16 protein-coding genes and 1 pseudogene are annotated in these 15,455 nt (G+C 44.0%); all 17 read left to right on the top strand.

Annotated elements, in window-relative coordinates:
- Window positions 1-179 precede the first annotated feature (179 nt).
- Window positions 180-485: a (2Fe-2S)-binding protein gene (locus HGJ98_RS08485; protein ID WP_291350630.1), complete on the top strand. Its 306-nt coding sequence runs from the start codon at window positions 180-182 to the stop codon at window positions 483-485.
- Window positions 482-1,576: an FAD-dependent oxidoreductase gene (locus HGJ98_RS08480; protein WP_291350629.1), complete on the top strand. Its 1,095-nt coding sequence runs from the start codon at window positions 482-484 to the stop codon at window positions 1,574-1,576. The genes HGJ98_RS08485 and HGJ98_RS08480 overlap by 4 nt, the downstream gene beginning before the upstream one ends.
- Window positions 1,570-2,049: pseudogene (locus HGJ98_RS08475) on the top strand (4Fe-4S dicluster domain-containing protein); the annotation flags it as partial. The gene HGJ98_RS08480 and the pseudogene HGJ98_RS08475, both read left to right, overlap by 7 nt.
- A gap of 12 nt (window positions 2,050-2,061) precedes the next feature.
- Window positions 2,062-2,331, top strand: coding sequence for a (2Fe-2S)-binding protein (locus HGJ98_RS08470; protein ID WP_291350708.1), 270 nt, complete (start codon window positions 2,062-2,064; stop codon window positions 2,329-2,331).
- 1 nt (window position 2,332) lies between these two features.
- Window positions 2,333-3,481: an FAD-binding oxidoreductase gene (locus HGJ98_RS08465; protein ID WP_291350628.1), complete on the top strand. Its 1,149-nt coding sequence runs from the start codon at window positions 2,333-2,335 to the stop codon at window positions 3,479-3,481.
- Window positions 3,482-3,523: 42 nt separating this feature from the next.
- Window positions 3,524-3,898 carry a 4Fe-4S binding protein gene (locus tag HGJ98_RS08460; RefSeq protein ID WP_291350627.1) on the top strand — a complete coding sequence of 125 codons (375 nt, stop codon included), beginning with the start codon at window positions 3,524-3,526 and terminating at the stop codon, window positions 3,896-3,898.
- An 11-nt stretch (window positions 3,899-3,909) separates the two neighbouring features.
- Window positions 3,910-6,051, top strand: coding sequence for an aldehyde ferredoxin oxidoreductase family protein (locus tag HGJ98_RS08455; protein ID WP_291350626.1), 2,142 nt, complete (start codon window positions 3,910-3,912; stop codon window positions 6,049-6,051).
- An 8-nt stretch (window positions 6,052-6,059) separates the two neighbouring features.
- Window positions 6,060-6,257: a sulfur carrier protein ThiS gene (thiS, locus tag HGJ98_RS08450; protein ID WP_291350625.1), complete on the top strand. Its 198-nt coding sequence runs from the start codon at window positions 6,060-6,062 to the stop codon at window positions 6,255-6,257.
- 198 nt (window positions 6,258-6,455) lie between these two features.
- Window positions 6,456-7,529, top strand: coding sequence for a DUF2157 domain-containing protein (locus HGJ98_RS08445; RefSeq protein WP_291350624.1), 1,074 nt, complete (start codon window positions 6,456-6,458; stop codon window positions 7,527-7,529).
- Window positions 7,522-8,034, top strand: a complete 513-nt coding sequence (locus tag HGJ98_RS08440; protein ID WP_291350623.1) for a GDYXXLXY domain-containing protein — start codon at window positions 7,522-7,524, stop codon at window positions 8,032-8,034. Before HGJ98_RS08445 ends, HGJ98_RS08440 begins: the two co-directional genes overlap by 8 nt.
- A gap of 265 nt (window positions 8,035-8,299) precedes the next feature.
- On the top strand, window positions 8,300-8,995 hold the full coding sequence (locus HGJ98_RS08435; RefSeq protein WP_291350622.1) for a GntR family transcriptional regulator: 696 nt from the start codon (window positions 8,300-8,302) through the stop codon (window positions 8,993-8,995).
- A gap of 28 nt (window positions 8,996-9,023) precedes the next feature.
- On the top strand, window positions 9,024-10,172 hold the full coding sequence (locus HGJ98_RS08430) for a TRAP transporter substrate-binding protein (protein ID WP_291350621.1): 1,149 nt from the start codon (window positions 9,024-9,026) through the stop codon (window positions 10,170-10,172).
- 108 nt (window positions 10,173-10,280) lie between these two features.
- The gene (locus HGJ98_RS08425; RefSeq protein WP_291350620.1) at window positions 10,281-10,829 is read left to right on the top strand and encodes a TRAP transporter small permease; all 549 of its coding nucleotides are present in this window, start codon (window positions 10,281-10,283) and stop codon (window positions 10,827-10,829) included.
- Between the two features lie 3 nt (window positions 10,830-10,832).
- Window positions 10,833-12,131: a TRAP transporter large permease gene (locus HGJ98_RS08420; RefSeq protein WP_291350619.1), complete on the top strand. Its 1,299-nt coding sequence runs from the start codon at window positions 10,833-10,835 to the stop codon at window positions 12,129-12,131.
- A gap of 113 nt (window positions 12,132-12,244) precedes the next feature.
- A complete protein-coding gene (locus HGJ98_RS08415; RefSeq protein ID WP_291350618.1) occupies window positions 12,245-13,603 on the top strand; it encodes a dihydroorotase family protein in 1,359 nt (452 codons plus the stop codon).
- A gap of 57 nt (window positions 13,604-13,660) precedes the next feature.
- On the top strand, window positions 13,661-14,407 hold the full coding sequence (locus HGJ98_RS08410; RefSeq protein ID WP_291350617.1) for an aspartate/glutamate racemase family protein: 747 nt from the start codon (window positions 13,661-13,663) through the stop codon (window positions 14,405-14,407).
- A gap of 157 nt (window positions 14,408-14,564) precedes the next feature.
- On the top strand, window positions 14,565-15,359 hold the full coding sequence (locus HGJ98_RS08405) for a fumarylacetoacetate hydrolase family protein (RefSeq protein WP_291350616.1): 795 nt from the start codon (window positions 14,565-14,567) through the stop codon (window positions 15,357-15,359).
- The last annotated feature ends 96 nt before the right edge of the window (window positions 15,360-15,455 follow it).

Below are 15,455 nucleotides of genomic sequence, written 5' to 3'. Positions count from 1 at the left end.
GTGGTGGTTGTCTTACAACTCTGGATTAGAAAGAGGTTCTCCTTTTCTGTCGATATAATGAAATTATTGTGCATTTGTGTCTAAATAGTAATGAAAATGATGGCACAAAAATTGCATAGTATTTACCTTGAAAGAACCAATTAATAGTTTCAGATTTCATAACTAAGGGAGTGAATGTAATGCGTATCACTGAGCATCCGATTTTAGAGTTTCAGCGTGGGGAAGAGGTCACGTTCTTCTTTGAAGGGCAGGAACTTAAGGGCTTTGAGGGCGAAACTATTGCCGCAGCGCTTCATGCAGCTGGAATTAAGGTTCTAGGCCATAGTCCAAACATGCACCGACCTAGAGGTCTGTTCTGCGCCATCGGAAACTGTTCTTCGTGTCTGATGGTTGTAAATGGAGAACCCAATATTAGGATCTGTGTAGAAAAGCTTAAGCCGGGCATGAGAGTAGAAACTCAGCAAGGAAAGGGGTGCCTTAAGTGAAAGAAATAGAGATCCTTGTCATTGGCGGCGGTCCGGCTGGTCTAAGTGCTGCTACTGCAGCAGCTAATTTAGGTGCCAGCGTCCTTGTCTTAGAACGAGACGGGAAACCTGGTGGTCAATTGGTCAAACAAACTCATAAATTTTTCGGTTCCAAAAAACAGTATGCTGGGGACCGCGGTTACCAGATCGGTAATCTTCTGATAGATGAATGCGAAAAGAATCCCAAAGTTGAAGTGTGGACAGATTCGACCGCTCTTGGGATTTATGAAGATGGAGTAGTAACGGCTGAAGGCCAAGGCAAACACTTGAAAATTAAACCTAAGAAGATAATTGTAGCTACCGGTGCTTCTGAGAAAATGATTGCTTTCCCTAATAATGATTTGCCAGGCATTTATGGAGCTGGCGCTGTACAGACCTTGATGAATGTTTATGGTATTGTCCCTGGTAAACGCGTGTTGATGATCGGCGCGGGTAATATCGGACTGATTGTTTCCTATCAATTGATGCAGGCTGGAGTGGAAATAGCTGGGATTATTGAAGCTTCTCCAACCATTGGTGGTTATTTAGTCCATGCTTCTAAGATTCGACGGGCAGGAGTGCCTATCTTAACCTCACACACTATTATTGAAGCTTATGGACAGGAAAGTGTTGAAGGGGCTAAGATCTGTCAGCTCGATGCTCAATGGCAGCCAATTCCTGGGAGTGAACAAGACCTAAACGTTGATGTTATTTGCCTGGCGGTGGGACTGAGCCCTTTAACTGAGCTTTGTTTTCAAGCAGATTGCCAGATGAAATATGTGCCAGAACTTTCTGGGCATGTCCCTATTAGAAATGAGTCTTTAGAAACCACTCGTCCAGGTCTCTATGTTGCCGGGGACGTTAGTGGGGTTGAAGAAGCTAGTTCCGCTATGGTAGAAGGACGTTTGGCAGGTATTTGTGCCGCCTACAGTCTAGGGTACGGAACGGATGAGGCTCCAAAGCTTCAAAGGGAAGCCTTAGCCGAGCTAAGTGAACTGCGCGCTGGCCCTGCCGGACAAAAGACTGTGAAAGGGATTATGAAACTGATGGATAAGGGGGGAGCTGCATGCTAAACAAGACAGGGGTACCAACACTTGAAGATATACAAACTGTTTCTCCTTCCGAGGAAAGACTTAAAAAAGGTCCCGTCGCCATCATTGAGTGCTTTCAGGAAATTCCTTGCAATCCCTGCACTGAAGCCTGTAAGCAAGGTGCAATTCGACCGATGGAGGATATTAACAATTTACCAAAATTGGACTTTGATAAATGTAACGGTTGCGGTGTCTGCCTAAGTCGCTGCCCGGGGCTGGCAATCTTTATTGTCGACGCATCCTACAGCGATACGGAAGCTATTGTTAGAATTCCTTATGAGTATTATCCAGTCCCACAGGTCGGCGAAAAAGTGGTGGGATTAAATAGGGCAGGGGATGAACTTGGCACGTTTGAAGTAAGTAAAGTTCAGTCAGGGGGTCAGAAAAATAAGACCTACACTATATGGCTGATCGTACCTCAAAGCCTTGCAATGGAGGTACGTGGTCTGCGTTTAAGAAGTACAGAAATACAACCTAAGGAAACGATAGTTTGCCGATGTGAAGATATCACCTTAGGCGAAATTCAGGCACTGATTAAGGAAGGTTACAGTACAATTGATGAGATTAAACGGGCGGCCCGCGCGGGAATGGGTCCCTGCCAAGGACGCACCTGTCGGATGCTGATCGCCCAGGAACTAGCTAAATTTTACAGTATTCCTGTGGGAGAGGTTTTAATGCCAACGTTTAGACCAACAGTAAAGCCAGTGAAACTGGGAACGTATGCGGGGGGTGAATAAATTGCAAAAAAGTGCGAACGTAGTGATTATCGGTGGCGGGATTACAGGCTGTGCGGTAGCCTATGAAATGGCTGTCCGCGGGGTAAAGGATATCGTTGTCATTGAAAAACAGTACCTTTCTTCTGGGGCTACAGGTCGCTGCGGTGCCGGTGTCCGTCAACAATGGGGAACCGAGACCAACGCTATTCTGGCACGTGACAGCGTAAAACGCTTTGAGGGTATGAACGAAGAACTTGAATATGATCGGGATATCGAATTCAAGCAAGGCGGATATTTAATGGTTTCCTACACCGAAAAAGAGTGGGATCAGTATAAAAAGAATGTTGCAGTTCAGCATAACCTTGGAATTCCAACGAAAATGATTACACCCTTAGAAGCTCAGGCAATTGTTCCTCATCTAAACCTCAATGGACTGATCGGTGCCACCTTTTGTCAATCGGATGGTCATGCTAATCCATTTCATGTAGTGGACGCCTACTACAAAGCAGCCCGGCGATTGGGAGTAAAATTTGAGACTTATACCTCTGTAACCGGGATCACATTGGAAAAAGGGAAGGTTACAGCTGTTCAGACCTCTAAAGGAGATATTGCTACTTCAACAGTGATCAATGCTTGTGGTTATGCTGCAGGTACTATTTGCAAGATGGTGGGATTCGAACTGCCTCTCTATCCCCAACGGCACCAGGCGTTAGTGACCGAACCGGTTGAACCCTGCCAGGGACCGATGGTCATTTCTCTGCACCATCGTTTATACTGTCAGCAGACTCCACATGGCAGCTTTATTATGGGAGTGGGCGACCCCAATGAACCTAAGGACTTTAATATCAATTCCAGCTGGGAGTTTTTGGAGGATGTCTCTCGCCAAGCAACAACAGTCTTGCCGCTTTTAAAGAACCTCCGTGTCGTTCGTCAATGGTCGGGTCTTTATGATATGAGTCCAGATGCTAATCCGATTCTGGATGAAGTTCCGGGCGCTCAAGGAATGTGGGTAGCTGCCGGGTTTAGCGGACATGGGTTCATGGTTGGTCCCCAGACGGCCGTTCTTCTAACTCAAAAGATTCTCGGTCAACAGTGCTTTATGCCGATTGAACGATTTGGTTTGGCGCGTTTCCTCGGGGGAGAATTGGATCTTGAATCTGCGGTGGTCTAAGAGTCGATATTCAGGTATTATTAACATACGGAGGTGGAATGTTTGAAACTCTTAGCTAAGGATGAATCCTTATGTATAGGCTGTGGAGAATGCGAAGCAGTTTGTTCAAAAACGTACTTTAAGGAAATTAGCCCAGAAAAATCATGTATACGAGTTAGTGACCAAAAGATTCAGGTCTGCACTCAATGTGGTGAATGTATTGATGTTTGTTCAGTAGCGGCCATTTCACGGGATAAAAACGGTGTTGTTCGAATTAACAAGAAACTTTGTGTTGGTTGCTTTATGTGTGTCGGCTTCTGCCCGGAACTTGCTATGAAAATGCACGGGGATTTGTTGGAACCTTTCAAATGTATAGCTTGTGGACAATGTGCAAAGATCTGCCCAACCCATGCGATTCACATTTCGGAAGAAGCTTAGGAGGAAATTAGATGGAAAAATTGGAACACAAGTTTCTCAAGGAATATAACTATGAATTAGGAGCTGTCGACAAAGGGTATACAAACCGAACGCTCTATATTAATGTCGGTACTCATGAAATCAAAGAAAAGCCTGTTACATCCTTAATGAAAGACAAATTCATTGGCGGCAAGGGCTTTGGTCTATATTACTTGTGGCAGGCCGTGACTGAATCGACAAAGTGGGATGACCCAGAAAATGAAATCATTATTTCCAGTGGTCCAATTGGCGGAATTACTCAATATCCTGGTTCAGGAAAATCATTGGTTGTGACACTTTCTCCCCTGACGAATATGCCAATTGACAGTAACGCAGGTGGTTATTTTGGCCCCTTCCTGAAATTTGCCGGTTTTGATGCTCTTGAGCTTCAGGGTAAAGCTGAGAAGGATGTGTTAATTTTTATCGATGGTACTAAGGGGACGATTACTATCGAGGAAATGCCCGGAGGGGGCGTGGATACCCACATTCTCGGCGAACAACTAACCGAAAAGTATGCTGATAACGAAGAAGACAAGCGAAATATCGCTGTGATTTCTACCGGGACAGCTGCAGAGCATACGAATATTGGTCTTCTAAACTTTACCTTCTACGATGTGCGCCGAAAAGGAATTCGTCTAAAACAGGCTGGCAGAGGTGGGATTGGTACTGTTTTTAGAGATAAACATATCAAGGCTCTGGTCATAAAATGTGCAGGAGTTAAGGGTGACCTGAACCATCCAGTTGATAAGCTTACTCTGAACAAAACAGGGATTAAGCTCCATAAAGAAATGCATGATCTCGATAATTCTCAAAATCAAATGCGTAAAATTGGGACCGCTAATATTATTAGTATCATGGACCAGTATGATCTCTTGCCAACTCACAATTATAAATTTGGCGCTCACAAGGATACCTTTAAAATTTCCCCAGAAGTTTTCATCTCAAAAGTGACCCAGAATTCCCCGGATGGCTGCTGGCATGGCTGCAGTATGGCTTGCGCTAAGGCCGCTGATCACTTTGAACTGAAGACAGGACCCTACAAAGGTCAAAAGGTGACGATCGACGGACCTGAATATGAGAACGCAGCAGGTCTGGGTTCGAACTGTGGTATCTTCGATCCAGATGTAATCCTAGAGTTAAACTTTTACTGTGACACCTATGGCATTGATACGATTTCCTATGCTACTCTGACTGCCTTTGTTATGGAATGCTATGAAAACGGTATTCTCAATAAGGAACGAACCGGAGGTTTGGAACTTAATTTCGGTAATATAGAAGCAAACTTTGAGCTTATTCACCAAATGGCTAAGGGTGAGGGTTTCGGTAAGATTGCGGGTCTTGGAATCCGTAAAATGAAGGAGATCTTTGCAAAAGAATATGGTGCAGATCCTCAATTCCTCTTCGATATCGGTATGGAACAGAAAGGTCTTGAGTTTTCCGAGTATTTGCCTAAGGAATCCTTGGCTCAACAAGGGGGATACGGCCTGACCAATAAAGGGCCTCAACACGATGAAGCTTGGCTGATCTTCATGGATATGGTTAATAATCAGATTCCAACCTTTGAAGATAAAGCAGAGGCACTTCACTATTACCCGATGTTTAGAACTTGGTTTGGCTTAAACGGTCTCTGCAAACTTCCTTGGAACGATATCGCTCCTGCGGATAACAAATTGACGGACGAACCCGCAAAAATACCTGAGCATGTTCAGAATTATGTTGACATATTCAACGCGGTTACGGGTAAAACTATTGACAAATTTGAACTGATTCGTCAATCTGAGCGAGTCTACAATTTCCAGAGAATCTTTAATATACGAATGGGTTTTGGTAAACGTATACATGACAAACTTCCTTACAGAGCAATGGGACCAGTTACAGTGGAAGAGTATCAGTCCAGAGAAGAGCGTTATGATCAACAGCTCAAGGAGATTTTGGGCTATGATACGACAGGCAAAACCACTGAAGAAAAGATTAAGGTCCTGAGAGAATACCGTGAAGACCAATATGAAAAACTCACTGATGCAGTCTATAAACGACGGGGCTGGACTATGGACGGCGTACCAACCGTCGAAAAGCTTCGGGAATTAGGGATGGATTTACCAGAACTCCTAGAAGTTGTTGAAAAACATCGGTAGGTGATAATTTGATCAAGCTAAATAACAGGGATTGCGAATGGCACGAAGGGCTGACGGTTGAAGAGCTTTTGAGGCTTAAGAACTACACCTATCCAAGGATTGTTGTTTCAGTTAATGCTGTGATTGTTCCCGAGGAGGCTTATGCTTCTACGGTCATTGAGGATGGAGATAGAGTAGAGGCAATACACCTTATGGCGGGAGGATAAACAATTAAATAGTTCTATCGCTAGATGAAAGAGATCTGTGGCAAACCGGGAAAAGGTTTGTTGCAGATCTCTTTTCTCAGTTGTTTTTAGCACTGTAATAGAGGAACTACAGGATAAGCGGAGAATTAAGGGTTATAGAGGCAGATGTTTCTGTTGTAGTGTTCAACACTGAGCCTATTCAAAAAGGAGGGGATTGACGTGAAAAGGCAAATCACAAAAGCGAACTTCTCCCTAATCAGTAAGGAACTAAACCACTATGTAAGCAACGGGATTATCACAGAAGAGCAAAAAACCGGGATCATGGAGATTTACGAAATAAAGGGTGGGCTTAACTTTATTCGGGTAGTAGTGACAATTGGAGCAATTTTAATAGGTCTTGGAATCTTAAGCTTTATTGCCAGTAATTGGGATGGAATGAGTCATTTGATTAAGCTGATTATTATCTTTGGGTTTTTCGGAGGAGTAAATCTTGCGGGGTATATACTTTCCGAAAATAATCCTAAGACGGGGCGAAGTTTGATTTACTTAGGAACCTTAGTTTATGGAGCTGGAATTTTCCTCATAGGACAGATGTATAATTTCGGCGGAGACTTTCCCACGGCGTTTCTGCTTTGGTCCTTAGGAGTACTCCCGATGTCGTTTCAGCTTAGGGACAGGCATTTGATGCTATTCTCGAACATCCTGTTCGGAATTTACCTTTTCGGTTCATTTGAACAGGGCTTTCCTTATGCAGGCTGGATAGGGATACCTCTTTTATACTTTGCTTACCACTATTTTGATAAGTCAAGACTCCTCTTATTCTTTGCAAATATAACGTCCTTAAGCTTTATCTTGCAAATAACCATAAGATATGAGGTTGAAGGTTTATATATTGCCTTACTCTTTTTCTTGATCGGACTTGTGATGTATGGCGTGAAACACGAAGTTGAGCCAGATATTTTTCAAAATCAAGGAACCATTCTCTTTGGGGTAGCTGGTGTGATTCTAACAATCCCTGAGTTGTGGGACGTTTTGGTCAGTGTTCAGTCAACCCGCTTGGCGAGTATCCTCTTTGCAATCTCATTTGTGGGTTTGCTGTTTTTCCTGATTAGAAAGGGGAGCCTTATCAGCCTACTTTTTGTGTGTGCTACAATCTTCCGCTATTATACAGATACCTTTGCGTTTTTACCTAAATCCCTGTTTTTTATCGTAGGGGGTCTGTTATTACTTGCCTTTGGTTTCTACTTTGAACGTATGAGAAGTCAATCAAAGGAGGGATTCCGGCATGAATAAGAAAATGACGTTCTTAATCGCTGTAGCGATTCCCTTATTCATTCTCCTAGCCATGACGATTAAACCTCAAGCAACGGTTCTCTTTGGACAAGAGATCCTTTTAGAAACGAAGGCTTATGACCCCACCGATTTGTTTAGAGGGGACTATGTTGCTGTTAATTTCGCAATTACGGATGTTCCGAAGTCTAAGGTGAACTTGCCCTTAGACAAGGTATACAATAAGAATCTTTATGTAAGTCTTAAACAAGAGGGCAGGTATTATGTAGTCGACCAGGTTAGCGAAACGAAACCAAAGCAAGGGGTATATCTTAAGGGAAAATTCAGAGAATCCTTTAATGAGTTAGGGCAAGCAGCAACTTACAGAGTCGATTATAGTTTAGATAAGTATTTTGTTGAACAAGGAAGCGGCAAAAAGCTAGAGCAGGAATCTATTCAGGGAGGGCTTATAGGAACAGTTAAAGTCCTTGGTGGGTATGGAGTTCTAACTGGAATTGCGCAGAGCTAGATAAGCGACAAGAAAGATTTGCCCAAAAGGCAAACTGTGAAACAGGTGGACAGGTGCATTGTTTCGTTTGAAACGAAACAATGCACCTGTCCCCCTGTCCCCCTGTTTTTCCCTGGTGTTTTTGCAGTAGAATCACATTTAAAAATATTTTGAAAAGATTCAGATAGTAAGAAGGATTTTGTAAAAAGAAGTAGAATATATACTTCAAATGCTTGTCGACAGCCTACATTCCACAGTATGCCAACAAAGTTTTGGAGGGCAGATCATGAGTTTAATCATCAAAAGTGTTCCGTACCATTTGCAAGTCTATGAAATTATTAAGGAAAAGATTTTAACAGGGGAGTTGGAGAGCGGTGAAAGGATATATGAGAATAAGATCTCTCAGGAGCTTGGAGTAAGCAGAAGCCCGGTGAGGGAAGCTCTGAGGATGCTTGAACAAGATGAGTTTCTGGCACTTACCTCTTCCGGTTTAATTGTTAATCCTATGGATTTCGAAGACATGGAAGAGATCTATCAATGCAGAATGGCAGTCGAGCCTTTTGCAGCCAAACTTTCGGTAAGCAAATTTGATCAGGAAAGTATCGAAGAGCTTCAGGAATGTGTTAATAAAGCAAAAGAGTATCATGCCACAAAACAATTTAATAAAGTTATTGAAGCAAATACATGGTTCCACAATCTGATTGTCAGAAAATGTGAGAATAGCCGCCTTAAGTCTTTCATCGAAAAGATAGGTTTCCTGGCAATACTTTCAAGAGTTTCAGAGTTTCAATGCTATCAAAGGGACGAAGATTATTTGGAAGAACACCAAGCAGTTGTAAACGCTTTAAAAGCTGGGGATGAAGATTTGGTTGAAGTGACTCTCAGAAACCACATAGAAAATGATTTAACCTTTTACAAAAGAAAATATATGGAGAAAGAAGCTTGTCAGAAACCCTTAGACTCAAACACCAAATCTAATTGATTAGGGGGGTGATACCATTTAGAGGCATGTGGAGACCATTGCTTCCGATTACCAAAAGGATTTAAAAAGAGAACAACCAATCACAAACAAAAAGAAAGAGGGTAGTATGATGTTTAAATTCAACAAAAGAGCGATCGCAAGTGTTCTGACACTTGCGATGGCCGTTGTCACTCTTGCAGGATGCAGCGGCGGAGCTAGTAAAACTCCCAGCGGCACTTCGGAAAATTCTAAGAAACCTGAGGTTGTATATCGTATAAATAGCACCCAGGCTGTGGACCTGTTTGAACAGCTGGAGAAAAAATTTGCTGAAAATGTCACAGAGATGTCTGGAGGCCGCATTGGCTTTGAGTTTGTCCCTACCGGTTCCATCGGTAGCAGCACCGAGGCCCTCACCTCCGTCCAGATGGGCACGTTGGATTTTGTAAATGGCGGCTCTGACGAGTTGGGCTCCCTCGTTCCCAATTCCGACTGGGCACAGCTGCCCTTCTTCATCAATAGTCATGAGCAGGCCGACAAAGAGTATATGAATGGCTTCATCGGCAAATTTGCCGATGAGCAGTATGCAGAAAAAGGGCTTGTCTCTGTCGTCCGCGTCGACAACTCCTTCCGCACGCTGGGCATCAAGGACAAGGCTGTAAACAGCAGCAACGACCTGAAGGGCTTGCGTATTCGTGTGCCTAACCAGCCTCTGGCGCTACGTATGTACGAGCTTATGGGTGCTCTGCCCGTAGCAATTCCCGCCCCTGAGGTTCTGATGGCTCTGCAGCAGGGCACCGTGGATGGAGCGGACAATGCCGTCCTCCTCTTTGACAAGTTTAAACTTATGGATTCCTTCAAAAGCGTCGTTTTACTGAACTACGGCTTCGGCACCGTCAATATCTTTGCCTCTAAAGAGATTTGGGACACCATGTCTGCGGAAGACCAGAAGATTATGAAGGAAGCCGGCCTCAAAGCCAGAGAGTGGTATACTGCAGAACTTCTTAAGCAGGAAAAGGAACTCATTGAGCGTTTAAAGGCCGAAGGCAAGAATGTCATCGTACCCGACGACAAATGGAAAGCCGAAATGTACAAAAACGCTGACGTCATCTGGCAGGAAGCCCTTAAATCTGGAAAATACGACGAGACTTTCATTAAGGAGCTGTACGCACTTTATCAGAAAAACATAGGTGCGAAGTAATACAGTTGGCACAGGATATGGCCAGGTCAAGGCCCCATCCTGTGCCGTCTCCCCCAGCTTTGAACCATCGATTCATTAGTAAGGATGCACGGCCATAAGGAGGATACTGTGGAAAAAAACAATCTATATACCGCCGCTAAAATGCTGATGAAGCTCAATAAGTCGATCTACACGATTGAGAAATATCTTCTTGCTTTTATCATGTACGGTCTGGTTGCTGTACTTTTTATTAATGTACTTTTTCGCTTTGTTTTTTTCATTCCGAGTGCCTGGGCCGATGAGCTGGCCCGCTTCACCTTCGTCTGGCTTGTGTTTCTCGGTGCTTCGGCAGCCATGTACAATTGGGAGCACATTGACATTAACCTCATAGACACCATACTCAAGAAGCTGATAAAGGACAACGAGAGATTATACAATAAGGCACTGAACGCTGTTAAGAAGTTTGCCGTAATCTGTACCATTGGGTATCTTGCCTATCTGGTTGTTGTCTACGGACAATATCTGCAAAAGGTTCTTAAGCTTGGTACACAATCGATGTTTTTGGGGGTTGGAATGGCTGTGCCGATGAGTGCCGTCTATATCTGCTCAGCACTCATGCTGTTCCACGCCGTGTGCTATCTCATTATCCCCGAGCATATCCGGAAACAGGAGGGCTAATACGTGACTACACTAGCTGTTTTTCTTGGTCTGTTTTTTGGGCTTTGCCTGTTTTTGCGCGTACCTGCCTTCATTGCTATGGGTATCGGCGCAGCGGGTGCCTTTGCGTATAAAGATTTCCCTACAAGCCAGATGAGTCAGGCGATTTACAATCAACTGGACAGCCTGCCCTTTTTGGCCATTCCCATGTTCATCCTTGCCGGTGCCGTTATGGAGCATGGACAAATATCGGATGCACTCATTAAATGGATACGATTCTTCATAGGAAGATTCCGTGGTGCCTTAGGTCTTGTCACCATCATCGCAAGCGCGGCCTTCGGTGTTATCACCGGTTCTGCCATGGCTACCATCTCGGCTGTCGGGCGTATCATGGGACCGTCTCTGGAAAAAAACGGTTACTCTAAGGCCTATATCGGAGCACTGCTGTCTTCCTGCGGATTTTTGGGCATCATGATTCCTCCGAGTATTCCGGGCATAATGTATGGCAGCGCTTCGGGCGAAAGCACGTCCGATGTCTGGATTTCGACCATTGGCGCGGGCCTGCTGTTTATCGTTTTATACAGCATTATTAATTACCTCAAGGTCGGCCGTTTTGAAACAAAGCAAGAGGTGCCGAAGCTGACGCCTTCAAAATATGTTCATGCTGCTCTGGTCAACACATGGAGCACCCTCCCCGCTCTTATTATGCCGATCATCATCTTTGGCGGCATTTATTCCGGTGTTTTTACTCCCACCGAGGCGGGTGCTGTCTCCGTCGTGTATGGGCTTGCCTACATTATCATTCGGCTTATTCTTCGCAGATCAAATACAAACGCCAAGGTCTTGACACAGTCTGCAATTGCTGCCGCTCTCTCCACCGGTACTGTCGTCATCATGGCGGCCTTTGCAAACGCCGCGGGTCGCGTCATTACCCTTGCAGGGGTTTCCGCCGCGATGACCGAGTTGGTTACCACCAACATTGACAACCCATACATCTATTTACTGTTGGTCAACCTCATTTTTCTGTTTGCGGGAACCTTCCTGGAGGTCAATTGCGCAATTCTGATTCTGGTTCCGCTGTTGCTGCCCCCTGCAAAGGCACTGGGCATTGACCCCATTCATTTTGGTGCAATTACGCTTGTAAACCTGAGTGTGGGCAACCTCACCCCGCCCTTCGCACAAGGAATCTTTATGGCTTCCAAGGTAGTGGGCACGTCCTTTGTAGAAATTGTCAGTGAAATATGGCCGTTTCTCATTGCGTCTCTCTGCGTTATCGCGGTCGTGACTTATTATCCGCCGCTGTCGCTCTTCTTGGTTCGTTAAACAAGAAAAGCGAATCAAACTGTCTAATGAAACAGGGCTAAAGAGTGCTTCAGAACAAAAAGTAAGTTAAGCTTAGATAATTAATGACCTTAAAGCCTTAAGGAGGTGCTATGATGGATTTTGATAAATTGTTGGTAAACGGAACGATAGTTACCCCTTTTGGTAGATATAAGGGCGTAATAGGTATTAAAAACGGTAAAATTGCCTTTCTTGCTGAGCAACAAGCTGACTACAAGGCTGCTGAGGTGATTGACGCAAGCGGCAAATATATTTTGCCAGGAGTTATTGATGGACACAATCACTTTCAAGATCCTGGATTTACCCATAGAGAGGATATGGAACATGCCACTGCAGCTTGTGCGGCAGGGGGAACAACAACGGCTATCTCTCATCCTATGAATGATCCGGCCATTGTGGATATAGAATCCTATAAGGCTACTATGGAAGCCTATGCACATAGAAGCATTATTGATTATGGGATTCACGGCGGAGGAACAGCTGGTAACATTGATAGGATAGAAGAATTATGGCTAAAGACAGGTGCAACATCCATCAAAATGTTTATGTGTTTCTCGGTTAAGGAATTTCCGTATGTTCATGATGGTGCCCTGTTTGCGATCTTGGAGCAACTGAGCAAGCATAATGGTTTGGCTATACTTCATTGTGAGAATGACGATTTAATTAGGCTTATGGAAAAAAAGATGCAGGCAGAGGGACGGAAAGATCCGTTAGCCTATAATCTTTCACGTCCGGAGATGGCAGAAATAGAAGCCATCAGAAGAGTCATTTTTATGCTAGAAAAAACGGGTGCTCAAGCTTTAATCTTGCATGTGACTTCTGCTGAAGGATTGAAGGAGATAAAGAAGGCTCAACAGAGAGGGGTAAAGGTTTGGGCAGAATCCTGTCCTCATTACTTCACTTTTGTTAGAGAAGATATGAATAAGTTAGGACCTTATTTGAAGTTTTCTCCGGTCATGAGAGATGAAGAGAACCGACTTGAAATGTGGCGTCTTTTAAATGAAGGCTATATATGTACCATTGGTTCAGATCATAGTCCTTATACCAGGGAGGAAAAGGAAGTAGGTGAGGATGATATCTGGAAAGCCCCCAATGGAATTCCAGGAAATCAGATCATGTTATCTGTTTTCCTGGATGGTGTTAACAAAGGACTTGTTTCCTTAGAACGAATCGTGGAAGTTTCCAGTTACAACCCGGCTAAAACTTATGGCTTGTATCCTCAAAAAGGTGTGATACAACCCGGTGCTGATGCTGACCTGACAATAGTGGATATGAATCTGGAGAAAACGTATACTGCTGAAATTAGTAAATCCAAAGCTACTTGGTCACCTTATTTCGGACGAAAATTTAAAGGCTGGCCGATTATGACCTTAGTACGAGGCGAAGTGGTCTATAATAATGGGCAAATTATGGTCGAAGCGGGTCATGGAAACTATATTGCCCGTCAAAAATAGGCCTTGATTGGAATTACGCAGTATAGTTTTCTAGAAGTAGAAAGGAGAGTGAATAGAATGCGAATTCTAGTAATAAATCCAAACATTTCAGAGAGCGTAACTAACCTGATTGCGCAAGAGTCGAGACGTGTAGCTTCACCTGATACTGAATTATTATTCGCAACTGCGCCTTTTGGCGTGGAGTATATAGAAACCCGTATGGAGGCTCTTATTGGTGGGTATGCGGCGGCGTGCGTTGCTGCTGAGCGCCAGGGTGAATATGACGGCGTAATTATTGATGCCTTTGGCGATCCCGGACTTTTGGGTATCAAAGAGCTATTAAATGTTCCGGTTGTCGGTATGACCGAGGCGGCTCTTGCCTCTGCCTGTCTTCTAGGACAGCGTTTCTCAATCATTGCTATTTCCTCGCGGATTAAGGCTTGGTATCTGGAGACAGTCGAACGTAGTCATCTGACGACGCGTCTTGCAAGCATCCGGTCTCTAAATGATACACTGCGTAATATTGGCACAGTACAAGAAGATCATGCTGAGCGTTTAAAAGAGCTGGCTATTGAGGCAGTCGAGCAGGATGGTGCTGACGTTATCATACTTGCGGGAGCTCCTTTAGCAGGTCTTGCCCGTGGCCTTGAAGGTCAGTTGCCGGTTCCTGTAGTGGACGGGGTGTCCAGTGCAGTGCGTCATTGCGAATCGCTTATTGCCCTAAATCCCGGCTATGCAGTTAAAGGAAGTTTTGCCCTACCTCCTCTGAAGTCGAACAAGGGATTGCCGACAGCTCTAGCTGCTATGTTAGATCGCACACGCTGATCCAAGCTATAATATCTATGCTGATATTAGAATAACTCAAGCATAGTTTGGGCTGGGGCAAATTGTTTCATGTATAATAATTCTTGAAATTTAATGAAGAATAGGTATCTCTGAATAACCTTTTTAAGTTTCCTATTCTGCATTTGGGGGTATGCCGATGGAACGGTACGTTCGTTTTAAAAATGGTAATAATATACGCTTCGGGTTAGTCGAAGGAGAAAAGGTTGTAGAACTTATAGGTGAGGAATTCCCCAATTTTAAAAAGTCCGGAATAACGCATGAACTTTCTTTGCTTAAGCTATTGGCCCCTTGTAACCCTACGAAAGCTGTCTGTGTCGGTCTTAATTATAAGGACACAATCCTTGAGCCGGGAGCTAAATGGCCGGTGGAGCCGTTGCTTTTTCTAAAACCATCCACAAGTCTCATTGCCAACGGAGAGAATATTGTAAAATGGCCGATGACAGATTATCTGAACTTCGAAGCAGAATTGGCCATAGTAATAGGAAAAGAAGCTCATCTTGTCCCGGAAAAGCAAGTCTATCAGTATATCTGGGGATATACTATAGCCAATGATGTCACGGCAAAGGATCTTCAAAAGTCTGACGGACTCTGGGGTCGATCCAAGTCTTTTGACACCTTCTTGCCTTTAGGACCTTGGATAGTTAGCGGCATCGATCCTCGCAACTTAACCATTACTTCCTATCTAAATGGTGAGCAAAAACAAGAAGGAAATACCCGTGACTTAATATTCGGTATCGAATATTTGGTCAGCTTTATATCTCATATCACAACCTTACTTCCAGGAGATATTATTTTGACGGGAACGCCCGGAGGTTACGGTAAGACATTAAACGTAGGTGACAAAGTCGAGATCGAGATCTCAGAGATTGGGAAGCTTACAAATCAATGTGTAGAATGCAAGGAAGCCTGGAGCATGCCGCCCAAGAAATAAGGAGCATATATATCCCCTGAAAATATCTAATTTTGGTAAAGAAAATAATATGTTAAGGATAACAGTTTCTATATAATATTCAATTTTTGGATGACG

This window comes from Desulfosporosinus sp. (assembly GCF_014237355.1).
Taxonomy (GTDB): Bacteria; Bacillota; Desulfitobacteriia; order Desulfitobacteriales; family Desulfitobacteriaceae; genus Desulfosporosinus.
The sequence above is the reverse complement of the archived record's forward strand: the minus strand, read 5'-3'. Positions and strand labels throughout refer to the sequence as shown.